Origin of the sequence: Bradyrhizobium sp. USDA 223, assembly GCF_044909005.1 — a bacterium.
Lineage (GTDB): Bacteria > Pseudomonadota > Alphaproteobacteria > Rhizobiales > Xanthobacteraceae > Bradyrhizobium > Bradyrhizobium yuanmingense.
This window is the reverse complement of sequence record NZ_JBIYDR010000001.1, coordinates 6,143,564-6,168,316: the sequence shown is the minus strand read 5'-3', so window position 1 is coordinate 6,168,316 and position 24,753 is coordinate 6,143,564. Positions and strand designations below refer to the sequence as shown.

Below are 24,753 nucleotides of genomic sequence, written 5' to 3'. Positions count from 1 at the left end.
CCGCAGCCGCTTCAACTCGTCGGAGGTGCGCACGATGTCGGTGACGGGCGTGTAGGTCAGCATGCGGCCACCGTCGGGCAGCGGTGTGACTTGGACGCGCACGACCTCGCCATTGGTCCGGCGCACGTCGATTGGGGTTGGATCGCCCGACTCGATCACACGGACGCGCTCCGCGATCAGTGCATCGAGGTCCGGGTCCGGCACCTCATAGGCCCCGATGTCGCGCCCGTGATGGAGCAGGGTGAGAATGGATGGATTACTGTCCGCCACCTCGTCGGGCAGGTGCCACATCTGTCGAAACGACCGGTTGATGAGGCGTGCCCTGAGATGGGAATCGAGCAGCACGATGCCGGTCGGTACATGATCGAGCGCGGCGCGCAGCGCCAGCATCTGGCTGCGCATCAACGCGTCAGACGAGCGTTCCCGCTCCTCGCCGGCTGCTGGCTCGATGCTGTTCGGCTGTTCGAAGGCGACGCCGGCCTGCCGATCCGATCGCCAGATCACGCGGCAGGTCAGGATCTCGCGCCCCGCGAGCCGGAGCTGGAAGCGCTCGGGTACGCCGAGGCTACTCTCCATCTCGAGCGTCGCGGCCTCCTCGGTGAGCCGGCGTACCACGCAATCGATCGACGACTGGCCGAAATTGAAGAAGATCTTCCCAGCAAGGAACGTCCGTTCCGAAACCAAGCGGGACATTCGCAGCCTCCAAAGCGAACACGACCGAAAAGCCGGGGTAGTTTCGCGCAAGCTTCTTTGCGGCGGTGTAACGCAATCGATGTTTCGGAATGAGAATTAATGATCGGTTGACGAGCGATGCGGAACGTTGTCCCGGCCGTCGATTGCAGCGCCGCGCTTGACCGAAAGTTCCCAATAAATCAATCAGTTGCGCACCGCGTAGAGCGGCGTGCGCAGTGTCAGCTGGTACGACGGCTTCGGCATCCAGGCGATCTGCGCGGTGATGCCGAACAGGCGGTTGTCGTTGTCGTCCATGCGATCGAGGTCGAGCCGCAGGACCGGCTGGGTGAAGGATTCCGCCAGCGTCCGGCCCGCGAGCTGGGCGCCGCCGAACGACTGCATGCCGAGGCGCCCGGTGAACTTCCAGTTGCTCGGCCATTGATAGTAGCCGCCGGCATAGAGGATCGTGTTCGGCCGGATCGTGGCGAACGGGCTGGCGATGGTGACGGTGGTGTATTGCAGGCCGGCGAGCCAGCCCCGTGTCTCGTCCTCGTCGACCGCGTAGTCGAATTCCACGATGTTGTTGAAGGAATTCGTCATGCCCTGCTCGTTGGGCACCGACTGCGTCAGGGTCGATTGCAGCGTGATGGTCGGGATCTTCCCGCCATTCTGCTGGTAGAGATCGGCCTGCACGCCGATGTTCCAGCTCGTGATGTCGAAGGACGACCAGCCGCCGCCGATATCCGTCGTCGTGCCGGATACGCCGCCGTAGAGTGACACGCGGTCGCTGACGTCGACGGTCAGCGGCAGGTCGATCGCAATCGATTTCGCGGCCGGCAGTCCATTCGGCAGCGACGTGCCTCGTTGCGCCGCCAGGGCTTGGAACGCGGCTGACAGCGAGGTGTTGCCGAAGCCGAGCGCGAGCGTGCCTGCGGGGATCGTCGCATAGATGGTGCGGAGATCGAGATAGATGTTCGGGACGGTCGGCTTTGCGGGCTCGTCCTCCTCATCGTCGGCGGCGAGGGCACCGCCTGCCGGGATCGCCAGACACAGCAATCCCGCTGCGGCAGCGCGCAATGCCGGACGACGGGATTGGCTGCGAAGAGTCACGTGACGATCCGATGCGGGGCGATTGAGGGCGAAACACTTGCTAGATGGAACGTGATCGCTCGCTTGGTCAAGCGTCATCCGCAAGCGATGGACGGCGTGGATGTGTGCGGTTACCCTGCCATGATCGCACTGATGCGCTCGCCCGCCACAGTGCTGGCCGAAGAATGGAGGAGACAGCCATGAACACGTCACGCCGCATCCTGCTCACCGGTCTGGCGGGGCTCGCCGTTGTTCCGACCGCTGCGGCGGCTGCACCCGCGGCCGCGTCCGGCGAAGTGACGGTCGCGGAGGAGCGCTTCGCACGCACGATTGCGGCGGCGCATGCGCCCGACCTCGCCTGCGCATGGCAGGCGGAGCGTTATGCAGACGCGCACTGGCCGGAATATGTCGCGGCAGCGCGCGCGGTGATCGGCGCGCGCGTGTGATTGAGCGCTGTCACCTCTTCACCGCCCGCCGCACCTGCTCGCCGATCTGCGACAGCACGAGCTGTGCCTTTGGCAGGATTGCGCCCATGGCGTGGAAATTGTGGACCATGCCATCGTGGCAGATATGCTCGACCGCCACCCCCGCGGCGAGCAGCTTGCGGGCATAGGCATTGCCCTCGTCGCGCATCGGGTCGTACTCGGCGGTGTGGATGATCGCGGTCGGCAGACCCGTGAGACGTGTCGCGCGCAAGGGGGAGATGCGGGGGTCGGCGGTATCGATGCCATCAGGCAGATAATCGGAAAGATCGGCTTCGATCGTGGCGCGATCGATCAGATGGCCCTCGGCAAAGGCCTCGCGCGAAGGCGAGGTCTCCTCGAAATCCAGCACCGGGCAGATCAGGCACTGCGCGGCGATGGCGAGGCCGGCGGTCTGCGCCGCATTCTGGCACACGATCGCCGCGAGTGTGGCGCCGGCGGAATCGCCGCCGACCACAAGGCGGTCCGCGTCGATGCCGAGCGATGCCGCCTCGCGCGCTACCCATTCGGTGGCGGCGATCGCGTCGTCGACCGCGGCGGGGAATCTGTGCTCCGGCGCGAGCCGGTAATCGACCGACACGAGGCGGCAGCCGGTGGCATGCGCCAGCGCCGCGGCGATGCGCTCATGCGTGGCAATGCTGCCGGCGACGAGCCCGCCGCCATGAAAGAACACGAAGCCAGGTGCGGGCGCTTCAGTGCCTGCCGGCGTGTAGAGGCGATAAGGCAGCTCGCCGCCGGGACCGGGCAGCTTGCCGTCGGATGTCGTCACATCCGGCGCCTCGGCCCGGGCGAACTGCATCAGTTTTGCCAGCGATTGCCGCCGCACCTCCACACTCGGCCGGCTCCGCGCCTGCGGCGCAGCCGCAGCCATCATGGTCAACAAACGCTTTGCGAGCGGATCGAGCGGCATCGATCTTTCCCTCCTCTCATAGAAGTGAGGGTAACTCACGAAATGTCCGCAGCAAATCGTTTAGAAATTGGGACAATAGTGCCGGATCGTTCGAAAGGAGGCCGGTCATGGCCGAGATCAAGAAGCCCATCGACTATTCGCCGAGCTGGACCTTTTTCGAGGGCAAATGGCACGAGGGCAACGTGCCGATCATGGGGCCGCGCACGCATGCGGCCTGGCTCGGCTCGATCGTGTTCGACGGCGCTCGCGCTTTCGAGGGCGTTGCGCCCGATCTCGATCGTCACGTCGCCCGCGCCAATCAATCTGCGATCAGTTTCGGCCTGAAGGCGGTGGTCGATACCGACACCTGGCTGACGCTCGCGAACGAAGGCATCGCGCGCTTTGCCGGAAATGCCGAGCTCTATATCCGTCCGATGTATTGGGCGCAGAACGGAAGCGGCGGCGGCGTGCTGTTCGACCCCGAGACCACCAATTGGTGCCTGTGCATCTACGAAGCGCCGATGCCAAAACCCGTCGGCAACGCCATCACCCTGTCGCCGTTTCGCAGGCCGACGGCTGAATGCGCGCCGGTCGAAGCCAAGGCCGCCTGCCTCTACCCGAACAATTCGCGCGCGCTCGCCGAAGCTGCGTCGCGCGGCTTCCAGAACGCGCTGATGCTCGACATGCTCGGCAACGTCGCCGAGTTCGGCAATTCCAACGTGTTCATGGCCAGGGACGGCGTGGTGTTCACGCCGGTGCCGAACGGCACCTTCCTCAACGGCATCACGCGCCAGCGCGTCATCAGCCTGCTTCGCGCCGACGGCGTCACCGTGGTCGAGAAGACGCTGCGCTACGCCGATTTCCTGACCGCCGACGAGATCTTTTCGACCGGCAATTTCGCCAAGGTCGCACCCGTGATCCGCATCGACGAGCGCGAGCTGAAGCCGGGCCCGTTCTACGCCAAGGCGCGCAAGCTCTACTGGGACTTTGCGCATGCCGTGAAGATGGCGGCTTGATTGGGAGTCTCCGTCGTCATGCCCGGGCTTGTCCCGCCTGCGCGGCCGAAGCCGCTACGGCGCGGCGAAGGCCCGGGCATCCACGTTCTTCGCGTCGCGCTTCAAGACGTGGATGGCCGGGTCAAGCCCGGCCATGACGAGAACTATTTCTGCCGCCGAAACTGGCTGAACTGAAACGCCTGCGTCGAATCCCACGGCGTGTGGTGCGTCTCGCTGCGCGTCTCGATCAGTTCAAATTCCGGCCCGAGCTCCGCCGCAAGGCTCGCGCTGTCGTGGCGCTGCACCGGCAGGCCGCTGCATTTCTCGGGACCATCGGGTGCAAACGTCGCGATGATGACGTGGCCGCCAGGCTTGACCGCCGACCGCAGGCGCTGCACGTAAGCCGCCCTGTCGCGCGGGTCAGTCAGGAAGTGAAACGCTGCGCGATCGTGCCAGACATCGTAGGTCCTGGCCGGACGCCATGTGGTGGCATCGGCAACGATCCAGTCGACCGTCGAAGCGGCCTGACCGATGCGCTTCTTCGCGGCCTCGAGTGCATTGGCAGAAAGATCCAGCACGGCGATGTCGCGATAGCCGTCCTGCAACAGCGCATCGACGAGGCGCGATGCGCCGCTGCCGACATCGATGATGGCCGTGTCGCGATCGGAGCCGGCTGCGCGAATCATCGCGAGCGAGGTCGCGGGGGTATCCTGATGCCAGCTGACCTCGGCCTCGCCCTTGGTGGCGTAGACATGGTCCCAATGCGTGCTTCGGTCAGACATGGCTCGCCCTCCCGCGTACAGGGGCCGGCGCGAATGAAAGACTATTCGTCCTTCTTCGACATCCGCTCGAGGCGCTCCTGCATTTCCTTCATCTGCTGGCGCAGCTCGTCGATGTTGCTGTCCTTTGGCGCCTCGGCATTCGCATCGGGCTCCGGCTCGGGCGTGGCCGCCGGACGAGGCGCTGCGAACGGCTTGAACATCGAGAAGGTCTGCTGGAACAGCTCCATGTTGCGGCGGACTTGCTCCTCCAACGGAGCAAAAGGAGTGCCGGACAGCGTATTGGCGATCTGCTTGCGGAACTTCTCCTGCTCCTGGGTCAGGGTCGCGATCGATTGCTCCAGATATTTCGGCACCACCATCTGCATGCTGTCGCCATAGAAGCGGATCAGCTGGCGAAGGAAGGTGGTCGGCAACAGGTTCTGGCCGGCCTTGTTCTCCTGCTCGAAGATGATCTGGGCGAGCACGGAGCGGGTGATGTCGTCGCCGGTCTTGGCGTCATAGACCAGGAAGTCTTCGCCGTCCTTGACCATCGCGGCGAGGTCTTCGAGCGTCACATAGGTGCTCGTTCCGGTGTTATAGAGCCGGCGGTTCGCGTATTTCTTGATTGTGGTGGGTTGGTCTGATTTCGCCATGGGCTCTCACTTGCAAACGCGGAGAACGGGAACCTGTCGGGCAATGCCGCAGGGCGGGAAGAGTACGCAACGCAACAAAATAAGCATTTTCAAAGGGCTCACGCTACCGTTTTGTGCGGCACGGTTAATTGCAGAGCAAAATCCTGCTTGCGAAAACGCCAAGAACGCTATTTTGAATGCGCTGCGGTATGAATTCGGGCCCCGGCCGATTGACATGCCTCAACGACGTTAACAGGATGGCTGACGAGACTGGCGATCGCTTTCCAGCCCCGCCTGCCCCTTCACAAGAACCTCAAGCCCCAGGAGATGCCCATGTCAGACGATGTCGTCATCGTCAGCGCCGCCCGCACCCCGGTCGGAAGCTTCAACGGAGCGTTCGCGACCCTTCCCGCCCATGACCTTGGCGCCGTCGCCATCAAGGCCGCGCTGGAGCGCGCTGGCATCGAGCCCGGCCGGGTCTCCGAAGTGATCATGGGTCAGATCCTGACCGCCGCCCAGGGCCAGAACCCGGCCCGCCAGGCGTCGATCGGCGCTGGCATTCCGGTGGAGAGCCCGGCTTGGGGCGTCAATCAGCTTTGCGGCTCGGGCCTGCGCACGGTTGCGCTCGGCTACCAGGCGCTGCTCAACGGCGATTCCGAGATCGTGGTCGCCGGCGGGCAGGAATCGATGAGCATGGCCCCGCACGCCCAGCATCTGCGCGGCGGCGTGAAGATGGGCGGCCTCGAGCTGGTCGACACCATGATCAAGGACGGCCTGTGGGATGCCTTCAACGGCTACCACATGGGCAACACCGCCGAGAACGTCGCGCGGCAATGGCAGATCACCCGCGCCCAGCAGGACGAGTTCGCCGTGGCCTCGCAGCAGAAGGCCGAGGCGGCGCAGAAGGCCGGCAGGTTCAACGACGAGATCGTCCCCGTCACCATCAAGACCCGCAAGGGCGACGTCGTCGTCAGCGCCGACGAATATCCGCGCCACGGCGCCACGCTCGACGCGATGGCCAAGCTCAAGCCCGCTTTCGAGAAGGATGGCACGGTAACCGCGGGCTCGGCCTCGGGCATCAACGACGGCGCTGCCGCCGTGGTGCTGATGACCGCCAAGCAGGCCGCCAAGGAAGGCAAGAAGCCGCTGGCGCGGATCGTGTCCTGGGCGCAGGCCGGCGTCGATCCGAAGATCATGGGCTCGGGCCCGATCCCGGCCTCGCGCGCCGCGCTGAAGAAGGCCGGCTGGAGCGTCGGCGATCTCGATTTGATCGAGGCCAACGAAGCCTTCGCGGCACAGGCCTGCGCGGTCAACAAGGACCTCGGCTGGGATACCTCCAAGGTCAACGTCAACGGCGGTGCGATCGCGATCGGCCATCCGGTTGGCGCGTCCGGCGCACGCGTGCTGGTGACGCTGCTGCACGAAATGCAGAAGCGCGATTCGAAGAAGGGCTTGGCCACGCTGTGCATCGGCGGCGGCATGGGCATCGCCATGTGTGTGGCGCGCGACTGATCTTACGCGCAGCTGACGGGTGCGCCGCACACGTCAGCGCGTGCGTTGCACGCGACTAAAAAGGCAGCGGTTGCAAATCAAATATTCTTCGCAACCCGACAAGCCTCGACTAAAGAAAAACGCCCGGCTCGATGCCGGGCGTTTTGTTCTTGATGTCCGTCAAACCAACCGCATAATCCGTAGCTAAAAAGCGATCACGTCAGAAAAGTCCGAAGCGTCCAAGGAAGAGGGAAGGAATACGACATGGCACGTGTTGCATTGGTGACGGGTGGTACGCGGGGCATCGGTGCTGCGATCAGCAAGGCGCTGAAGGCCGCCGGCTACAAGGTTGCGGCGAGCTATGCCGGCAACGACGCGGCCGCGGAGAAATTCAAGGCCGAGACCGGCATTGCGGTTTACAAGTGGGACGTCAGTAGTTTCGAGGCCTGCGCCGAGGGCGTGAAGAAGGTCGAGGCCGAGGTCGGCCCGGTCGACGTGCTGGTCAACAATGCCGGCATCACCAGGGACGGTGCCTTCCACAAGATGTCGCTTGAGCAGTGGAACGCCGTCATCAACACCAATCTCGGCTCGCTGTTCAACATGTCGCGCCAGGTGATCGAAGGCATGCGCGGGCGCAAGTTCGGACGCATCATCAACATTTCCTCGATCAACGGCCAGAAGGGGCAGTTCGGACAGGTCAACTACTCCGCAGCGAAAGCCGGCGAGATCGGCTTCACCAAGGCCCTGGCGCTGGAGAACGCCAAGGGCGGCGTCACCGTGAACGCGATCTGCCCCGGTTACATCAATACCGAGATGGTGCAGGCAGTGCCGAAGGACGTGCTGGAGAAGGCGATCCTGCCGCTGATTCCGATCGGCCGTCTCGGCGAGCCCGAAGAGATCGCGCGTGCTGTCCTCTTCCTCGCCGCGGATGAAGCCGGCGCCATCACCGGCTCGACGCTGTCGGTCAACGGCGGCCAGTACATGGTGTGATGCGATCGCATCACGCCGGCTGATATTGTCCACATCGTCATGCCCGGGCTTGTCCCGGGCATCCACGGCCTTACAACAGCCGTCGCCACGGAAGAACGTGGATGGCCGGGACAAGCCCGGCCATGACGGAAACATTGGGCCAATGACTCCCCGCACTGCCACGCTGATCGGTCTGACCGCGATTCTGATGTGGTCGCTGCTGTCGGTGATGACGGTGGCGACCGGAAAGATCCCGGCGTTTCAGCTCGCTGCCATGACCTTCGCGATTGGCGGTGTCGTCGGCCTGCTCACCTGGATTGGGCGGAGCGAGGCGGCGAGAAGCTTGCGGCAGCCGCTCGCCGTCTGGATCGTCGGCGTCGGCGGCCTGTTCGGCTATCACGCGCTGTATTTCCTCGCGCTGCGCTTCGCCCCGCCGGCCGAAGCCGGACTTCTGAATTACCTATGGCCGCTCTTGATCGTGCTGTTCTCGTCCTTCCTGCCGGGCGAGCGGCTGGCAGCGCATCACATCATCGGCGCCGTGCTCGGCCTCGTCGGCACGGTGCTGCTGTTCGCCGGCAATACCAGCGGTTTTGCGCCTGGAGCTGTGCCGGGTCTCATCGCGGCCTTCATCGCGGCGTTCGTCTGGGCGACCTATTCGGTGCTGTCGCGCCGGTTGAAAGCCGTGCCGACCGATGCGGTCGCGGGCTTCTGTCTTGCCACGGCAATATTGGCCGCGCTGATGCACGGCCTGCTTGAAACCACGGTCTGGCCGGAGACCACGGTGCAATGGCTCTCGGTCATCGCGCTCGGCATCGGCCCGGTCGGTGCCGCGTTCTACGCCTGGGACATCGGCATGAAGCGCGGCGACATCCGTGTGCTCGGCGCCGCCTCCTACGCGACGCCATTGCTCTCGACGGGATTCCTCATCGCTGCCGGTTTCGCCAAGGCCAGCGCCAACATCGCATTTGCTGCGATCCTCATTGCCGGGGGCGGCCTGATCGCGGCCAAGGACATGGTGCTGCGGAAGCGATGATTGGAGCGGAGCTACGGCTCCCAGCCGGGCGGCGCGAGCTCGAAGCCCGCGAACTCGAATGCGGGTGCCACGGTGCAGCCGACCAGCGTCCACTCGCCGGTGGTTTCCGCCATCTGCCAGGCCAGCGCAGGCACAATCGCCTGCGGCCGCTCACCGCCGCCGAGGTCGGCGCCGAGCCGCACTTCGTGCTGCGAGCAGCCGTCATGGGCGATGCGCAGCGTCAAGGGGCTGCCGGAATAATAGTGCCACGTCTCCACCGCATCGACGCGATGCCAGTGCGAACGCTCGCCGCGCGCGAGCAGGAAGTAGATCAGCGTCGAGCGCGAACGCCCGTTGGCGTCCGTGCTCTGGTCGCGAAACGTCTCGCGATAATACCCGCCTTCCGGATGCGGGCGGAGTTCGAGGCGTGCGATGATCTCGGCTGCGGTCGGCATCGATCCTCGTCGGGATGTTTGCTTCAGGACTTGTGCGTCAGGATTTATTCTTGCGCTCGCGCAGTTCGCCGAACACCGCAGCGGGATCCGCGCCCTTCATGTGCAGCTTGGCCGCGACCGCCGGCTCATCGGCGCGCAGGAACACGTTGGCGCGCTTCTCCTCGCCGAGCAGCGAGGGAATGGTCGGCTTGTTCTCGGCGCGCAGCTTTGTCACCTCCGCGGCTCGCGCCTGAAGGGCCGCGTTGTCCGGCTCGATGGTGAGCGCGAACTTGACGTTGGACGCCGTGTATTCGTGGCCGCAATAGAGCTTGAAGTCGTCGGGCAGGGCGCGCAGCTTCAGCAGGGAATCCCACATCATCGGATAGGTGCCCTCGAACACGCGGCCGCAGCCGATCGAGAACAGCGTGTCGGCGGCGAACACCGTCTTCTCATTGTCGAACACGTAGGAGATGTGGTCGAGCGTGTGGCCGGGCGTCTCCACGACACGCGCCAGCAGATTGCCGATCTTGACCACGTCGGCATTGGCGACGCGCTGGTCGACGTTGGCGATTTTCGTGGTCTTGTCGTGAGGCGCGACGACGCGGCAATTGTATTTCTGCTTGAGCTCGGCGACCCCGCCGACATGATCACCATGATGATGGGTGATCAGGATGTCGGTGAGCTGCCAGCCCTCGCGCTCCAGGGCCTTGAGGATCGGGCCGGCCTCCGGTGCGTCGATCGAGGCCGTCGCTTTGGTTTCCACATCGTGGATCAGATAACCGAAATTGTCGTTTAAACAGTTGAAAGTACGAATTTCGGCGGCCATGTCATCTCCATCGCGCTCAGCCCCGCCAGACAAATATGGCGTTAACGTTGCGCAGGCAATGCAATATTCCGCGCGCAGCGGCGCCCTGGCGCATGTTACATTGCGGTCATGACCATCGACGTCGTCGACCTCCGCGAGTTCTATTCCCGCCGCCTCGGCATCGTGGCGCGGCAAATGATCAATCGCGGCATCAGGGAGCGCTGGCCCAGCGCCGAGGGCCAGCGCGTGCTCGGCGTCGGCTATCCCACACCCTATCTGGGGTTGTTCCGCGAGGACGCCGAGCGCTGCCTCGCCTTCATGCCGGCGGCGCAGGGTGTCCTGAAATGGCCGACGGGACGGCCCGCGCTGGCCTCGCTGGTGGATGAGTTCTCGCTGCCGCTTCCCGACGCGGCGGTCGACCGCATTCTCCTGGTGCACGCGCTGGAGATGTCGGACGATCCGGCCGCGTTGCTGCGCGAGGTGTGGCGCGTGCTGTCGCCCTCCGGGCGCGTCATCGCCGTGATCCCGAACCGGCGTGGGGTGTGGACCCGCACCGACAGCACGCCATTCGGCCATGGCCGGCCCTATTCGCGCTCGCAGATCACCGAGCTGCTGCGCCAGACCTGGTTCACGCCGACCGCCTGGGGGGAGGCGCTGTTCATGCCGCCCTATGCCGGCGGCTGGGTGTTGAAATCGGCCCAGATGTGGGAACGTGCCGGTGCGGCGCTGTCGCTGCCTTTTGCTGGCGTCCACATCGTGGAGGCGACCAAGCAGGTCTACCGCGCGATCCCCGCCAAGCGCGAGCGGGCGCGGCTGATTCCCTCGCTCGCCAAGCCCGTGCTGGTGCCATCCTCGACGACGGTGACGCGCAGTTAGCTTCACCTCTCCGTTCGGGAGAGGTGGGTCTGTGCCCGGCCAACGCACAGTGTCAAAAACAAATCGTCCCGGCGAGGCCGGGACGATTCGAGTCGGAAAGTCAGAAGAGCTTACTCGCCCGGGGCGACTTCGTCGCTGGAAGCAACCGGAGCGGCTTCACGCTCCGGGCGCGGGCCATGCGGCCGGCGCCGCCGGCGCGGATAGCGCTCGCCGCCACCGCCGCCCTCGAAGCCGCCCTGATTGCCGTTCACCTGCGGCTGCGCGCCGGTGATGAAGGAGGGCAGGCGGTCGACGCCGCCATCGGCGATGACAGGCTGCGGCTGGTTGGCGGGTTGCGGCTGATATTGCGGCTGCGGACGGTGATCGCGTTCGCGGTGCTCGCGCGGCTGCTGATTGTCGCGCTGATAGGGCGGCTGGTTGTCGCGCGGCTGGTGATCACGCTGGTGATGATCGCGTTGGCCGTCGCGGTCGCGCACGAAGGGCTGCGGCTGGGGCTGCGGGACGAAGCCGGGCTCCTGGCCGAAGGCCGAGAAATTCTCACCGTCGTCCTCGCCCTCGTCGCTGCTGGCGATGGGCTCATCGCCGCGCGGCTGCTGGTTCTGACGGAACTGTTCCTGAGCCGCGGCGATCAGGCGGAAATAATGCTCGGCGTGCTGGTAGTAGTTCTCGGCTGCAACGGGATCGCCGGAGGAGCGCGCGTCACGTGCAAGCTGGAGATACTTTTCGGCGATGTGCGAAGCGGTGCCGCGAATCTTGATGTCGGGTCCGTTGGATTCGTAGACCCGGGTCATCGGGTTCTGGCCGCGCCGGTTGTTGTTGTTATTGTTGTTGCGGTTGCGCATCCGCTGCTTGTTTTGACCGTTTCTCATGTCCTGCCTTTAATTCCAGCCCTAAAGGTTGCACGCATTACTGATTGCTAGGAGTGACCTGGTGACAGTGGCTCACATGTCTTGCGCGCACCGCGCAAAAGCGGATCCAACCCTGCCGATGTTCGTCGACCGTCGCGTTCAACAAAGACGCGTTCCCCACCCGCCAGCATCCATTGCCAGCGAACCCATTCATTTCGCCTGCCGAAACAAGCCCAGCTTTCTTGCGTAAGTGTTCAAGCGCAATATCAGGCTTTCGTTCACTTTGCGGTCGGAGAGAGCAGCGCAGCTCCACTGGCCATCGCGCTCAACAGGACCTGCGGCTTGGAACCTTCAATCAGTAAAGCTCTCGCCCGAGAGCCCGGCTTTCGCCCGTAGGTCTACGGGGCCGGCACCGATGTGTTGACCGGAACGTAGTCGTTCCCACGGGATATTCCAAGTGGTTTTTGTAGGCCAATCCGGCTTTTATGGGGGCATTTTTCGGGCCGAAACGGCCCGCGGAATGCCCGCCAAGTCGGCCTTGGGTGACCTGTCCAGCGATAACGCGGCGGCCCTCATCAAGGTTTCAATATTTTGGGCCTGGCCCTGTCCGGCCTCGACGACCAGGGCGCCGCCGGGGGCGAGCCGCTCGCTCGCCTGCGGGATCAGGGCGCGATAGGCGTCGTATCCGTCATTGCCGCCGTCGAGCGCCAGATGCGGGTCGTGCTCGCGCACCTCGATGCTCAATTTCGGAATTTCAGCCGAGGGAATATAGGGCGGATTCGAGACGATGAGGTCGAACGGGCCACCGAGCGCCGCTGCGTAGGAGCAGGCGACGAAGGCGGCGCGGTCGGCGAGTCCCAGCGCCGCTGCATTGTCCCTGGCGGTCATGAGCGCGTTCTGGCTGAGATCGGTACCGACGCCGAACGCATCGGGGATTTCGTGCAACAGCGCGAGCAGGATCGCGCCCGAGCCGGTGCCGATGTCGGCGATACGCGGCGGGTGAGGTGCCTGCCGCTCGCGGAGAATCTCGAGCGCAAGCTCGACCACGGTCTCGGTATCTGGGCGCGGCACCAGGGTTGCTTCCGACAGGCGGAACGGCAGGCCCCAGAATTCGCGCGTCCCGAGAATGCGCGACACCGGCTCGCCGGCGATGCGGCGCTGCGCATGTTGCGCGAGCCGCGATGCTTCGGCCGCGGTCAGGAGACGGGCCGCCTGCGTGACCAGGCCGGTGAGGTCGAGGCCGAGTGCCGCACTGATCAGGATGCGCGCGTCGAGCTCGGCTTCGTCGAGCCGTGCCGATCTCAGTTGCGCAGCCAGCGCCCGCCGCGCGCTCTCGATGGATTGTCCGGTGAAGGGGTTGCTCACGCCTCAGGCCGCCGCGCCTTGCGCAGCGAGCTGTGCGGCCTGGTGCTCCGTAGTCAGTGCGTCGATCAGTTCGCCAAGCGCTTCACCCGCGATCACCTGCGGCAGCTTGTAGAGCGTGAGGTTGATGCGATGATCGGTGACGCGTCCTTGCGGAAAATTGTAGGTGCGGATTCGCTCGGAGCGGTCGCCGGAGCCGACCTTCTCCTTGCGCTCGGCCGAGCGCGCCGCCTCGACGCGTTGCCGCTCGGCGTCATAGATGCGCGAGCGCAGGATGTTCATGGCGGAGGCGCGATTCTTGTGCTGCGAGCGGCTGTCCTGCATCATCACCACGATGCCGGTCGGGATGTGGGTGATGCGGATCGCCGATTCCGTCTTGTTGACGTGCTGGCCACCGGCGCCCCCTGCGCGCATGGTCTCGATGCGCAGGTCGTCATTCTTGATGTCGACGTCGACGTCCTCGACCTCGGGCAGCACGGCGACCGTCGCTGCGGAGGTGTGAATGCGTCCCTGCGTCTCGGTGTCGGGCACGCGCTGGACGCGGTGCACGCCGGATTCGAATTTCAGCTTGGAGAATGCGCCGCGGCCCTGGATCTCGGCGATGATTTCCTTGTAGCCGCCGACGGTGCCTTCACTGGCGGAGATCACCTCGACCTTCCAGCCCTGCAAGCTGGCGAAGCGCTCGTACATCCGGAACAGGTCGCCGGCGAACAGCGAAGCCTCGTCGCCGCCGGTGCCGGCGCGGATTTCCAGCATGACGTTGCGGTCGTCCATGGCGTCCTTGGGCAGGAGCGCGACGCGGATCTTCTGGACCAGTTCCTCGATTTTCGGCGCGAGCTCGTCGCGTTCGGCTTCCGCCATGCCGCGCATCTCGGCATCGGTGGCGGGATCGGCGATCAGCGCCTCGGTGTCGGCGAGCTCCCTGACGGCGGCGCGATAGGCCTTCACCGCCTCGATCAGCGGCGTGAGCTCGGCGAGCTCCCGCGTGATCTGCACGTAGCGCTCGGAGGCGAGCTGTCCAAGCGATTCGGCCTCGAGCGAGGCGTGATGCGCGAGCAGGACGTCCAGTTTGGCTTCGGGGAGTGACGACATCGGTTCAGTCTCAAAGGGCGGAAGGAGGCGAGGGCGGCGCAAGCGGACGACAGGCCCGCTACAACGCGAGGCCCTCGGCCTCGGCAAATTCCATCAGCTTCTGCCGGATCGAGACGCTGCCTGCCGGAGCATCCACCAGAGGATTGAGCATCGCTTCCGCCTTCTTGGCGTCGAGGTCGAGCACCATCGCCTTGACCGGGCCGAGCGCGGTCGCCGAGAGCGAGAGCGAGCGGTAGCCCAGCGCAATCAGCGCCAGTGCGCCGATCGGCTTGGAAGCCATCTCACCGCACAGCGAGAGCGACTTCTGCGCCGCGTGCGCCTTGCGTGCGATGTCGCGCAAGGCGCGCAGGATCGGTGCCGACATGGTGTCGAAGCGCTCGGAGACCTTGGCGTTGCCGCGGTCGACCGCGAACAGGAACTGGAACAGATCGTTGGAGCCGACCGAGATGAAATCGACCTTCTTCAAGAGCTCGTCGAGCTGGTAGAGCAGCGCGGGCACCTCGACCATGGTGCCGATGTCGATTCGTTCAGGCAGCGTGTGGCCGTGCTGGCGGAGGTATGTCAGCTCGCGCTCGACCAGCGCCTTGGCCGAGTCGAATTCGGCGACCTCCGAGATCATCGGGAACATGATGCGCAGCGCGCGGCCGCCGCCGGCCCGCAGCAGCGCGCGGATCTGGCCGCGCAACAAGCCGGGGCGATCGAGCCCGAGCCGGATCGCGCGCCAGCCGAGCGCGGGATTTTCCTCGATCACCGCTTCCATATAGGGCAGCGCCTTGTCGCCGCCGATGTCGAGCGTGCGGAAGGTGACGGGCTTAGGTCCGGCGGCATCGAGCACGGTGCGATAGAGCGCGAGCTGGTCGCTGGTGCGCGGCAGGCTCTGACCGACCATGAATTGCAGCTCGGTGCGGAACAGGCCGATGCCGGCGCTGCCGGTGTCCTCGATATGCGGCAGGTCGATCGCAAGACCTGCGTTGATCATCAGCTCGACCTTCTGGCCGTCCCTGGTGACGCAGGGCCGGTCGCGCAGCGCCAGGTACTGCGCCTGGCGGCGGGCGCGGAAGCGCACGCGCTCGGCGAAGGCGGCCTCGATCTCCTGCGACGGGCGCACATAGATCGAGCCCGAGGTGCCATCGACGATGATGGCGTCGCCGGGGTCGGCGATTCCAGGCGCGTTCGGCACCTCGCCGACCGCAGGAATGCCCAGCGCCCGCGCCACGATCGAGACGTGCGAGTTGGCGGTGCCTTCCTCCAGCACGATGCCGCGCAGGCGCTTGCGGTCATAGTCGAGCAGCGCCGCCGGGCCCATCGCGCGGGCGATGACGATGGCGTTGTCGGGCAGCTGCTCGCGCGAGGGCGCATGATCCTGGCCGACCAGCTGCCGCATCAGGCGGTAGCCGAGGTCTTCCAGGTCGTGCAGCCGGTCGCGCAAATAGGGGTCGGTTGAGCGCAGCATGCGTGCGCGGGTGTCGGACTGGACACGCTCGACCGCGGCTTCCGCGGTGAGGCCGGTCGCGACCGCCTCGTGCAGCTTGTGCGACCAGCCCTGGTCGTTGGCGAACATGCGGTAGGCTTCCAGCACCTCACGGTGCTCGCCGCCTTCGGCGACGTCGCCGCGCTCCAGCATGCGGTCGAGATCGGCGCGCAGCTTGGCGAGGGCGGTGTCGAGCCGCTTGATCTCCTTCGGCAGGTCTTCGGCGATGTAATCCTTGATGACGACGCGCGGCTCGTGCAGCACGACATGGCCGAGCGCGATGCCCTCCGACAGGATGGCGCCGACTTTCTGCGCCGAATGGCGCGCCGCCGGCTCCTGACCCGGCTGCGCCAGCGCGGAGAGTTCGCCGGAGGCGATCAGTTCGGCCAGCACCATCGCGGTGGTCTGGAGCGCCTCGAGCTCCTCCTCGACATAATTGCGCTTGGCGCGGTTCTGCACCACCAGCACGCCGAGCGTGTTGCCGGCGCGCAGGATCGGCACGCCGAGGAAGGAATGGTAGATTTCTTCGCCGGTCTCGGGCCGGAACGAGAAGGCCGGGTGGCTCTGCGCGTCGCTCAAATTGAGCGGCGTCGCCTCGCTGGCGACGAGGCCGACCAGGCCCTCATGGGCGCTCAGCACGGTGTGGTGCACCGCCTCGCGGTTGAGACCTTCGGTGGCGTAGAGCTCGAGCGTGTTGTCGATGCGCAGCACATAGACCGAGCACACCTCGGCCACCATGTTGGCGGCGATCAGCACCACGATCTTGTCCAGCCGCTCCTGGGCCGAGACCTGCTCCGCCATGGTCTCGCGGAGCCGTCTCAACAAGACGCGGGGACCTCCCGACGCGCTCCGCATGAACCGTCAATCTCCTCCATCGGCCGGGCCCGGCGATATCGGCCGGCGGCTGGACCAAAATTCCAGAAAAACAATCAAATTGTTTGTCCGGCGCAGGCACAAGCCCAAATCCACGGGAGATTGAGCGCTCGTACCGAATCAGCGCCGCCTGAACTGGGACACAGTCTGCGGCAGCCCACCCTGTCCGCCGTATAGCGAATTGAGGCTTGTTTTGCCAAGCAAAACGCCTGCCAAACGCGAAGGTGTGTACACCTTCGCGTTTGCTGCGACCGCTAAGAGAAAATTAGCCTTTTAGCGCTGTCCGGAAAAGTGCGAAGCGGTTTTCCGGAAAGACCATCAGGTCTGATCGAGACCGTAGAGCGTGTGCAAGGTGCGCACCGCAAGCTCGGTATAGGCGGTGTCGATCAAGACCGAAAATTTGATCTCGGAGGTTGTAATGGCCCGAATGTTGATGTTCCGCCCGGCGAGCGCCGAGAACGCCTGGGCGGCGACGCCCGCATGGCTGCGCATGCCGCTGCCGATCACCGAGATCTTGGCGACATCGGTGGCGGTATCGAGCCGCGCATAGCCGATCTTGGCCTTGGCCGCGGTAATCGTATCCTTGGCGCGGGTGAAGTCCGCGGCCGGCACGGTGAAGGTGAGGTCGGTGGTTTTGCCGTCCTCGGACACATTCTGCACGATCATGTCGACGTTGATATTGGCATCAGCCAGCGGGCCGAAGATCGAGGCCGCAACGCCGGGCTTGTCCTCGATCTGGCGCACCGAGATCTGAGCCTCGTCCTTGGAGAAGGCGATACCGGTGACGACGTGGCTTTCCATGATCTCCTCCTCGCTGCAGATCAGCGTGCCGGGCGGCTGGTTGGCATGCGGGTCGATATCCTCGGGCTTGTCGAAGCTCGAGCGGACGAAGATCGGCATGTTGTGGACCATGCCGAGTTCCACCGAGCGGACCTGGAGCACCTTGGCGCCCTGCGAGGCCAGTTCCAGCATGTCTTCGAATGCGATCTTGTCGAGCCTCTTGGCCTTCGGCACGATTCGCGGGTCGGTGGTGTAGACGCCGTCGACGTCGGTGTAGATGTCGCAGCGGTCGGCCTTGACGGCGGCGGCGATCGCCACGGCCGAGGTGTCGGAGCCGCCACGGCCGAGCGTGGTGATGCGACCCGTCTCGGGGTTGATGCCCTGGAAGCCGGCGATGACCGCGACCTCCTTTCGGTCCTTGAAGCGCTTGATGATCTCGCTGCCGTCGATGTCCTCGATCCGGGCCGAGGCATGGGCGTCGCTGGTCTTGATCGGGATCTGCCAGCCCTGCCAGGAGCGGGCCTGGATCCCCATGCCCTGGAGCACGATGGCAAGAAGGCCTGAGGTCACCTGTTCGCCCGAGGCGACCACGGCGTCATATTCGCGCGCGTCGTGCATCGGCGAGGCCTCGGTGCACCAGGCGACCAGCTCGTTGGTCTTGCCGGCCATCGCCGAGACGACCACGGCCACTTCGTGGCCGGCATCGACCTCACGTTTCACATGGCGTGCGACGTTGCGGATACGTTCGATGTTGGCGACGGACGTGCCGCCGAATTTCATCACGAGGCGGCTCATGACGACGCGTGCATTCCTTCATAAGGATCAGTATGGTGGCCCGCACTGGACGGGTGCCTCGGGGACACCGACCGCGCGTATACAGAGCGGCGGGGCCGGGGGCAAGCGGGTTCCTGCGGGGGCAGGGCGGGGTAGTGGGTTAAGCTAGATCATGGCGCGTTACATCGACGAGATCCTGCAGCCCGGCGAGCGAGTGCTGTATTCGACCAATGCGCATTGGATCTTCTACTTTCCGGCCATCGTGGCCTGGATCGTGGCGCTCGCCCTGCTCGTCCTGTCGCAGCAGGCGATGGTCGACTGGCTCGTTCTGCTTTGCCTTGGCGCGGCAGGTCTCGTAGCGCTGGCGGCCCTGTATTGGACCGTGAAGGGCTGGTTCCATCGCTTCACCACCGAGACCGACGTCACTAACCTCAGGGTCGTGCACAAGACCGGGTTCATCCAGCGCCGCACCTTCGAGATGCCGCTGGACAAGGTCGAGAGCGTCGATGTCAACCAGACAATTCTTGGACGTATTCTCAACTACGGCGATGTGACCATCAACGGAGTCGGCGAAGGTCGCGAAACCATCCGGACGATCGCCTCGCCGCTCGCCTTCCGTAGTTCGATCACCACGCGGTAGGACCGCGCCCAACCATGAGCATGCAGCAAAATACTTCTCTTTCCGCCCAGCCCGGCTCGAGCGTCGACGTCGCCGAGATCGCGAAATTCTCGAAACTCTCGGCGGAATGGTGGGATCCCAAGGGCAAGATGGCGCCGCTGCACCGGATCAACCCGCTGCGGCTCGGCTATATCCGCGATGCCGCCTGCCGCAAGTTCGAGCGCAACGTGCGCAGCCTCAATTGTCTTGGGTCCTTGCGCGTGCTCGACATCGGCTGCGGCGCCGGCCTGCTCTGCGAGCCGCTGTCGCGCCTCGGAGCGCAGGTCATCGGCATCGATCCCTCCGCGAGCAACATCGCGGCGGCGAAGCTGCATGCCGACAGGAGCCATCTGGCGATCGACTATCGCTGCACCACGGTGGAGGAGATCGACCCGCGCGAGCGCTTCGACATCGTGCTGGCGATGGAGGTGGTCGAGCACGTCATCGACGTCGGCATGTTCCTGAAGCGCTGCGCCGCGATGCTGAAGCCGAACGGTCTGATGGTGGTCTCGACGCTTAACCGCAACTGGAAGAGCTTTGCCCTCGCCATCGTCGGTGCCGAATACGTCCTGCGCTGGCTACCGCGCGGCACGCACGAGTGGAACAAGTTCGTCACGCCCGACGAGCTGACGAAATATCTGCTCGACAACCGTCTCGTCATCACCGAGCAGACCGGCGTCGTCTACTCGCCCTTCGCCGACAAATGGTCTCTGTCGTCCGATATGGACGTGAACTACATGGTGGTCGCGGAAGCGATGGTGTGAACTGCCGCGGGTGAGTGCGAGCCGTTACTCCAGGAACGCTGTCCTTCTGCGTTCGCAGGGACGAATGCGCAAAGTGCCGCACTCGCGGAGGTTCTAACCGGCAGCCCCCGCCCTGCGTCCCGGTGCAGGACCCACATATCTTGCCCTCGGCCGGATCAGCTTGCCGAACTGCAATTGCTCGCTGGCATGCGCGATCCAGCCGACGCTGCGGGCCATCGCGAACAGCGCCAGCTCGCTGCCGGCGGGCAGGCGCAGTGCGTGGACCAGCACGGCGAGCGCGTAGTCGATATTGACGAACTCGCCGGTGGCCTCCGCGATCCGCTCTGGCACTTCCCTGGTGAATTTGCGCGGCGCGCCGGAGCGCGACAGCGCGTTCAGCAGCGACTGCGCGCGGGGGTCGCCGTGCTTGTAGACACCGTGGCCAAAGCCGGCAAAGCGTTCGCCGAGGGCGACGCGCTCGCGCACGACAGGCTCGACGTCGCGGTCGACCAGGGTCTTGACGAGCTGTGAGGCCAGGACGCCGGCGCCGCCATGCTTCGGCCCCTTCAACGCGGCGAGCCCGGCGATGACGGAGTCATAAAGGTTGAGGCCGGTCGAGGCCGCGCAGCGTGCGGTGAAGGTCGACGCATTCAGCTCGTGATCGGCGAGCAGTACCAGCGCGCGGCGGATCAAATCGGGCGCGTGCTTGTTGTCCGCCGCCCAAGCACGCGCGACCTGCTGATGCAGCGGCTCGGCCGAGGCTTCCGCATTGAGCATGGTCGCAACCAGCAGGCGGACGATGCGCGCGCCGACCATGGCGCGGCCATCGGGTGCCCGGGTGAAGGCGCGGGGATCGACGCTCGCGGCCAGTGCGAGCACGGCGATGGCGCGGTCGATCGGTGCCGCCCGGCGCGCGGCCTCCGCGATCACGCGCATTTCCTCGGAGAGTTCCGGTTGATTGTCGGGGGCAAACGGATCGACGTCGGCGACATCCCACAGCAGCGTCGCGGCGTGCTCCAGCGTGTCGTTCTCAGACAGATCGACGCAATTGACGCCGCGATAGATCGCGCCCTCCTCGGTGATGGTCGAGATCTCCGTGTCCATCACCGGCAGATCGGCATCGAAGCTGCGCAGGCCGCGTGGCTCCGGCGACGGCACACGGCGCTCCTTCAGCGCACGAACATCCTCGGCGCGATAGCGGTTCTTTCGCGAGTCCGGCGTCGGCTCGGAGCGGATCAGGCCGCGGCTGACATAGGCGTAGAGGGTGGCCGGGGAGATCGCTAGCTCGGCGGCGGCTTCCCGGGCGGAGAGATACAGCCCATCGGAATTTTTCATATTGATTTATGTAATCAAGATTGATCAACGTGTCGAGAGGCCTGACCTTGTTCTCCGTGAACAGGAGATTTGGGTCATGAACATCCACCTCACCAGCCGCCAGATCGGGCTGGACGGCGTTCCCGCGGCCGAGACCGTGCTGAGCCATGTCGACGGCGAGCGCGGCGAGCTCATCATTGCCGGGGAGCACGTCGGACGGCTCGCCGCACTCTCGAGCTTCGAGGACGTCACCGCCCGGCTCTGGAACGGCGCCCGCAAGACCACCCTCACCGAGGCCAACGTGCGCTCGCACCTGGGCGCGGCGCGCGAGCGCGCCTTCGCGCGGCTGCCGGACCTGCTCCCGGCGGCGCGCGGCATGGGCATCATCGACGGGTTTCGTGCCGCCGTCGCCGGACTTCGCGCCGAGCACGGGCTGGAGCACGAGACGACGATCGTCGGCGCGTTTCCGGTGATCGCGGGCGCGCTGGTCCGGCGCGCCAAGGGGCTGGAGCCGGTCGCGCCCGATCCCGACGTGAGCCATGCCGCCGACACGTTGCGCATGCTGCACGGGCGTTCGCCTGCAACGCGCGAGATCACGGCATTGGACGCCTATCTCGTCACCGCCAGCGACCACGGCATGAACGCCTCCACCTTCGCCGCGCGCGTGGTGGCCTCGACGCAGGCCGACCTGTTCGCGGCCGTCACCGCCGGCTATTGCGCGCTGACCGGTCCGCTGCATGGCGGCGCGCCGGAGCCGGTGCTGGAAATGCTGGACGCGATCGGGTCGCGCGAGCGCATTCAGTCCTGGGTGGATGCGGCGCTGGCGCGCGGCGAGCGCATGATGGGGTTCGGTCACCGCGTCTATCGCGTCCGCGATCCGCGCGCCGACGTGCTCAAGACCGCGGTCGAGGCGCTTGCGTCCAATGGCACCGATTTGCCGTTTGCCGGCGAGGTCGAGGCCTATATCCGCAGCGCCTTGCGCAAGAAGAACCCGGAGCGGCCGCTGGAGACGAACGTCGAGTTCTTCACCGCGATCCTGCTCGATGCGCTAGCGATTCCGCGGCAGGCATTCACGCCGATCTTCGCGGTCGCGCGCAGCGCAGGCTGGACCGCGCATGCCCGCGAGCAGCAGCGGACGGGGCGGTTGATCAGGCCGAGCTCGTCATATGTCGGGGCGATGCCGGAGGCGTAGGGAATGCGTAGCCCGGATGGAGCGAAGCGTAATCCGGGGAAAGTCGTCATTGTGAGAGAAAGGTCCCGGATTACGCTTGCGCTCCATCCGGGCTACGAAAGCGGGGAGGCCCTTACGCCTCGCGCACGACCGTCTTCAGATAATTGTACGCCTTGATGATCTCGATCAGGCGGTCCTCGGTCGAACGGTCGCCGCCATTGGCATCGGGGTGGTGCTGCTTCACCAGCGCCTTGTACTTGGTCTTGACGTCGGCAAGCGTTGCGCTGGGGCCGAGGCCCATGACCTGAAGCGCCTTGCGCTCGGCGTTCATCACCTTGCGCGTCTCGGCCTTGGGCTCCGCTTCGGGGCCCTTGCGCCAGCTGGCGCGGCCGTTGATCTCGGAGAACATGCTGAAAGGATCGGCCGCCATGTCGATCTCTTCCGCACCCTTCTTGCCGCCATTGGCGCCCATCTTCCAGGTCGGGCGGTGACCGGTCAGCGCATCCTTCTGATAGCGCGCAACGGCTTCGGCATTCATGCCGGAAAAGAAATTGTAGTTCTGGTTGTACTCGCGCACGTGGTCGAGGCAGAAGTGCCAGTACTCGCGCTGGTTCTCGCGGCCCTTCGGCGCCCGGTGCGAGCCCTTGTTGGCGCAGCCCGCCCATTCGCAATTGACCGCGGTGTCGCGCGGCTTCACTTCCGGCTGCTTGCCTCGCGGCTTCACCCGGATGGAGTCGAAGAACTTTGATGAATCGATCGGCATGGCTGACTTTGACTACGCAATGCAAAAACCTTCAAGTCTTGACATTGCAATTCGCTAAGCACCCGGTCGCGACGAGCTTGGACGTCCGGGTATTGACGGGATGCGAGCGCGCACCTTAATGGCACACATGGCTATGAAAGACACTATCAGCAACAAGTTGCAGGAAGCTTTCACGCCCGAAAGCCTGCAGGTCGTCGACGAGTCACATTTGCATGAGGGCCACGCCGGCCACCGAGCAGGCGGCGAGACGCACTTCCGTGTGTATATCGTGTCTGCCGCCTTCAAAGGGAAGAGCCGGGTCGACCGTCATCGCATGATAAATTCAGCGCTCGCCGCGGAACTTGCCGGCAGCGTGCACGCGCTGGCGATCAATGCGCAGGCGCCGGGGGAAGGTTGAATTCTCTGACCCTCCCCCTCCAGGGGAGGGTAAGGGAAAAATTAGAACGACGTCCCGGCCCGTCTCGGCTTTGCCTCTTCCAGCTCGGCCTCGCGCGTCACCGGTGAAATACGGAGCGCGGTGATGCGGTTGCGCTCGCGGCGGAGGACGCGGAAGCGGAAACCGTGGAACGTGAAGCTCTGGCCGCGGTCGGGGATCGAGCGCGCCTCGTGAATGACGAGGCCGGCGACCGTGGTTGCCTCTTCATCGGGAAGATGCCAGTCCATGGCGCGGTTGAGATCGCGGATCGGCACCGACCCGTCGACCACGACGGAGCCGTCCGGCTGACGGCGCACGCCGGCCACCACCACGTCATGCTCGTCGGAGATGTCGCCGACGATCTCCTCCAGAATGTCTTCCAGCGTCACGAGGCCTTCGACCTCACCATACTCGTCGACGACGAGTGCGAAATGGGTCTTGCGGCGGCGGAACGCCTTGAGCTGCTGGGATATCGGCCGCATCTCCGGCACGAACCAGGGCGGCAGCATGATGGTGGTGACGTCGATGCGCGACGTGTCGCCCTCCGATGCGCGGATTGCACGCAACAGATCCTTGGCGTGCAGAATGCCGATGATGTTCTCCGACTTGTCCCGCCACAGCGGAATGCGGGTGTATTCGGTGGCCAGCACCTCCCGCACCAGCTCCTCCGGCGGCAGGTCGGCGTTGATCATCACCATAGCCGTGCGGTGGACCATCACGTCAGACACCGTCAGCTCGCCGAGACGGAAGACGTTGTGAATGTACTCGGCCTCGCCGCTCTCGATCTTGCCGTGCACGGCCGATTCCTCAACCAGGCCCTCGATCTCCGAATCCGTCAGGATTTCGTGTTGCGAGAACTCCTGCACCCCCATCAGGCGCAGGATCGCGCCCGACGCCGTGTTGAGACACCAGCTCAGCGGATAGAACACGAGGTAGGAAAAATGCAGCGGATACGCAATCCACTGCGACACCGGCATCGGCTCCCGGATTGCAAGCGTCTTCGGCACCTGCTCGCCGATGACGATGTGCAGCGAAGAGAAGACCAGGAAACCCGCCACGAACGAGGTGAAGTGCAGCGTGGCCTCCGACATTCCGAGCGGGCTGAGGACGGGGCTCAGCAGCGCAGACACGGTCGGCTCACCGATCCAGCCAAGACCGAGCGAGGCCATGGTGATGCCGAGCTGGCAGCAGGCGAGATAGGATTCGATGTTTACCATCATCGTCTGCAGCAGGCGCGCGCCGAAGCGGTTCTGCTCGACCATGGCCTTGACGCGGAAGCCGCGGCTCTTCACCAGCGCAAATTCCGCCGCCACGTAAAACGCGTTGGCGGCGAGCAGGAGGGCCGCAAGCAGCAGATTGATCGAGATCGAACTCATGTTTGC

General features: G+C 65.1%; 24 protein-coding genes and 1 pseudogene. 10 read left to right on the top strand and 15 right to left on the bottom strand.

What is annotated here, in order from left to right:
• Positions 1 to 84: 84 nt before the first annotated feature.
• A pseudogene (locus ABIA40_RS28770) lies at positions 85 to 390 on the bottom strand (PAS-domain containing protein); the annotation flags it as partial.
• 486 nt (positions 391 to 876) lie between these two features.
• A complete protein-coding gene (locus ABIA40_RS28765) occupies positions 877 to 1,749 on the bottom strand; it encodes a hypothetical protein (RefSeq protein WP_404546379.1) in 873 nt (290 codons plus the stop codon).
• 212 nt (positions 1,750 to 1,961) lie between these two features.
• Here ABIA40_RS28765 and ABIA40_RS28760 point away from each other — a divergent pair, with 212 nt between their 5' ends.
• Complete coding sequence (locus tag ABIA40_RS28760) at positions 1,962 to 2,207, top strand: hypothetical protein (RefSeq protein WP_128265485.1); 246 nt, start codon at positions 1,962 to 1,964, stop codon at positions 2,205 to 2,207.
• 10 nt (positions 2,208 to 2,217) lie between these two features.
• Here the strand turns inward: ABIA40_RS28760 and ABIA40_RS28755 are convergent, their stop codons facing one another.
• Positions 2,218 to 3,153, bottom strand: a complete 936-nt coding sequence (locus tag ABIA40_RS28755; protein WP_404544565.1) for an alpha/beta hydrolase — start codon at positions 3,151 to 3,153, stop codon at positions 2,218 to 2,220.
• A gap of 107 nt (positions 3,154 to 3,260) precedes the next feature.
• Between ABIA40_RS28755 and ABIA40_RS28750 the strand changes: the two genes are divergently transcribed.
• Positions 3,261 to 4,148: a branched-chain amino acid aminotransferase gene (locus tag ABIA40_RS28750; protein ID WP_404544562.1), complete on the top strand. Its 888-nt coding sequence runs from the start codon at positions 3,261 to 3,263 to the stop codon at positions 4,146 to 4,148.
• Between the two features lie 143 nt (positions 4,149 to 4,291).
• On the opposite strand, the gene ABIA40_RS28745 is transcribed toward ABIA40_RS28750, so the two are convergent.
• Both ABIA40_RS28745 and phaR read right to left on the bottom strand, forming a co-directional pair.
• Positions 4,292 to 4,909 carry a class I SAM-dependent methyltransferase gene (locus tag ABIA40_RS28745; RefSeq protein WP_404544560.1) on the bottom strand — a complete coding sequence of 206 codons (618 nt, stop codon included), beginning with the start codon at positions 4,907 to 4,909 and terminating at the stop codon, positions 4,292 to 4,294.
• Between the two features lie 41 nt (positions 4,910 to 4,950).
• Positions 4,951 to 5,541 carry a polyhydroxyalkanoate synthesis repressor PhaR gene (gene phaR, locus ABIA40_RS28740; protein ID WP_027577426.1) on the bottom strand — a complete coding sequence of 197 codons (591 nt, stop codon included), beginning with the start codon at positions 5,539 to 5,541 and terminating at the stop codon, positions 4,951 to 4,953.
• Positions 5,542 to 5,853: 312 nt separating this feature from the next.
• Between phaR and ABIA40_RS28735 the strand changes: the two genes are divergently transcribed.
• The 3 genes from ABIA40_RS28735 to ABIA40_RS28725 all read left to right on the top strand — a co-directional run bounded on the left by ABIA40_RS28735 (position 5,854) and on the right by ABIA40_RS28725 (position 9,013).
• Entirely contained in the window at positions 5,854 to 7,032 is a 1,179-nt protein-coding gene (locus ABIA40_RS28735; RefSeq protein ID WP_271539741.1) for an acetyl-CoA C-acetyltransferase, read from the top strand.
• A 243-nt stretch (positions 7,033 to 7,275) separates the two neighbouring features.
• A complete protein-coding gene (phbB, locus tag ABIA40_RS28730; protein ID WP_404544558.1) occupies positions 7,276 to 8,001 on the top strand; it encodes an acetoacetyl-CoA reductase in 726 nt (241 codons plus the stop codon).
• Between the two features lie 142 nt (positions 8,002 to 8,143).
• Positions 8,144 to 9,013 carry a DMT family transporter gene (locus ABIA40_RS28725; protein WP_271539739.1) on the top strand — a complete coding sequence of 290 codons (870 nt, stop codon included), beginning with the start codon at positions 8,144 to 8,146 and terminating at the stop codon, positions 9,011 to 9,013.
• An 11-nt stretch (positions 9,014 to 9,024) separates the two neighbouring features.
• On the opposite strand, the gene ABIA40_RS28720 is transcribed toward ABIA40_RS28725, so the two are convergent.
• Complete coding sequence (locus ABIA40_RS28720; RefSeq protein ID WP_271539738.1) at positions 9,025 to 9,447, bottom strand: cupin domain-containing protein; 423 nt, start codon at positions 9,445 to 9,447, stop codon at positions 9,025 to 9,027.
• Positions 9,448 to 9,484: 37 nt separating this feature from the next.
• On the bottom strand, positions 9,485 to 10,252 hold the full coding sequence (gloB, locus tag ABIA40_RS28715; protein WP_036042630.1) for a hydroxyacylglutathione hydrolase: 768 nt from the start codon (positions 10,250 to 10,252) through the stop codon (positions 9,485 to 9,487).
• Positions 10,253 to 10,360: 108 nt separating this feature from the next.
• On the opposite strand from gloB, the gene ABIA40_RS28710 reads away from it, so the two are divergent.
• Positions 10,361 to 11,107, top strand: a complete 747-nt coding sequence (locus tag ABIA40_RS28710; protein WP_036014737.1) for a methyltransferase domain-containing protein — start codon at positions 10,361 to 10,363, stop codon at positions 11,105 to 11,107.
• 110 nt (positions 11,108 to 11,217) lie between these two features.
• Here the strand turns inward: ABIA40_RS28710 and ABIA40_RS28705 are convergent, their stop codons facing one another.
• The 5 genes from ABIA40_RS28705 to ABIA40_RS28685 form a co-directional block, all read right to left on the bottom strand.
• The gene (locus ABIA40_RS28705; protein ID WP_271539737.1) at positions 11,218 to 11,976 is read right to left on the bottom strand and encodes a DUF4167 domain-containing protein; all 759 of its coding nucleotides are present in this window, start codon (positions 11,974 to 11,976) and stop codon (positions 11,218 to 11,220) included.
• Between the two features lie 462 nt (positions 11,977 to 12,438).
• Complete coding sequence (gene prmC, locus ABIA40_RS28700) at positions 12,439 to 13,320, bottom strand: peptide chain release factor N(5)-glutamine methyltransferase (protein WP_275507738.1); 882 nt, start codon at positions 13,318 to 13,320, stop codon at positions 12,439 to 12,441.
• 3 nt (positions 13,321 to 13,323) lie between these two features.
• A complete protein-coding gene (prfA, locus tag ABIA40_RS28695) occupies positions 13,324 to 14,409 on the bottom strand; it encodes a peptide chain release factor 1 (protein ID WP_157287482.1) in 1,086 nt (361 codons plus the stop codon).
• A 58-nt stretch (positions 14,410 to 14,467) separates the two neighbouring features.
• Positions 14,468 to 16,735 carry a phosphoenolpyruvate--protein phosphotransferase gene (ptsP, locus tag ABIA40_RS28690; RefSeq protein WP_404544553.1) on the bottom strand — a complete coding sequence of 756 codons (2,268 nt, stop codon included), beginning with the start codon at positions 16,733 to 16,735 and terminating at the stop codon, positions 14,468 to 14,470.
• Positions 16,736 to 17,071: 336 nt separating this feature from the next.
• A complete protein-coding gene (locus ABIA40_RS28685) occupies positions 17,072 to 18,328 on the bottom strand; it encodes an aspartate kinase (protein WP_036014718.1) in 1,257 nt (418 codons plus the stop codon).
• Positions 18,329 to 18,479: 151 nt separating this feature from the next.
• Here ABIA40_RS28685 and ABIA40_RS28680 point away from each other — a divergent pair, with 151 nt between their 5' ends.
• Positions 18,480 to 18,947, top strand: a complete 468-nt coding sequence (locus tag ABIA40_RS28680) for a PH domain-containing protein (RefSeq protein ID WP_157285742.1) — start codon at positions 18,480 to 18,482, stop codon at positions 18,945 to 18,947.
• A gap of 14 nt (positions 18,948 to 18,961) precedes the next feature.
• A complete protein-coding gene (ubiG, locus tag ABIA40_RS28675; protein ID WP_404544551.1) occupies positions 18,962 to 19,729 on the top strand; it encodes a bifunctional 2-polyprenyl-6-hydroxyphenol methylase/3-demethylubiquinol 3-O-methyltransferase UbiG in 768 nt (255 codons plus the stop codon).
• A gap of 93 nt (positions 19,730 to 19,822) precedes the next feature.
• Here the strand turns inward: ubiG and ABIA40_RS28670 are convergent, their stop codons facing one another.
• On the bottom strand, positions 19,823 to 21,043 hold the full coding sequence (locus tag ABIA40_RS28670) for a citrate/2-methylcitrate synthase (protein WP_404544549.1): 1,221 nt from the start codon (positions 21,041 to 21,043) through the stop codon (positions 19,823 to 19,825).
• 76 nt (positions 21,044 to 21,119) lie between these two features.
• Between ABIA40_RS28670 and ABIA40_RS28665 the strand changes: the two genes are divergently transcribed.
• On the top strand, positions 21,120 to 22,214 hold the full coding sequence (locus ABIA40_RS28665; protein ID WP_404544547.1) for a citrate synthase/methylcitrate synthase: 1,095 nt from the start codon (positions 21,120 to 21,122) through the stop codon (positions 22,212 to 22,214).
• 112 nt (positions 22,215 to 22,326) lie between these two features.
• Here the strand turns inward: ABIA40_RS28665 and ABIA40_RS28660 are convergent, their stop codons facing one another.
• Entirely contained in the window at positions 22,327 to 22,956 is a 630-nt protein-coding gene (locus ABIA40_RS28660) for a J domain-containing protein (protein WP_036014711.1), read from the bottom strand.
• A 118-nt stretch (positions 22,957 to 23,074) separates the two neighbouring features.
• Here ABIA40_RS28660 and ABIA40_RS28655 point away from each other — a divergent pair, with 118 nt between their 5' ends.
• Complete coding sequence (locus tag ABIA40_RS28655; RefSeq protein ID WP_193760624.1) at positions 23,075 to 23,353, top strand: BolA family transcriptional regulator; 279 nt, start codon at positions 23,075 to 23,077, stop codon at positions 23,351 to 23,353.
• A 41-nt stretch (positions 23,354 to 23,394) separates the two neighbouring features.
• Here ABIA40_RS28655 and ABIA40_RS28650 read toward each other — a convergent pair whose 3' ends face one another.
• Complete coding sequence (locus ABIA40_RS28650) at positions 23,395 to 24,747, bottom strand: hemolysin family protein (protein ID WP_271539731.1); 1,353 nt, start codon at positions 24,745 to 24,747, stop codon at positions 23,395 to 23,397.
• Positions 24,748 to 24,753: the final 6 nt, after the last annotated feature.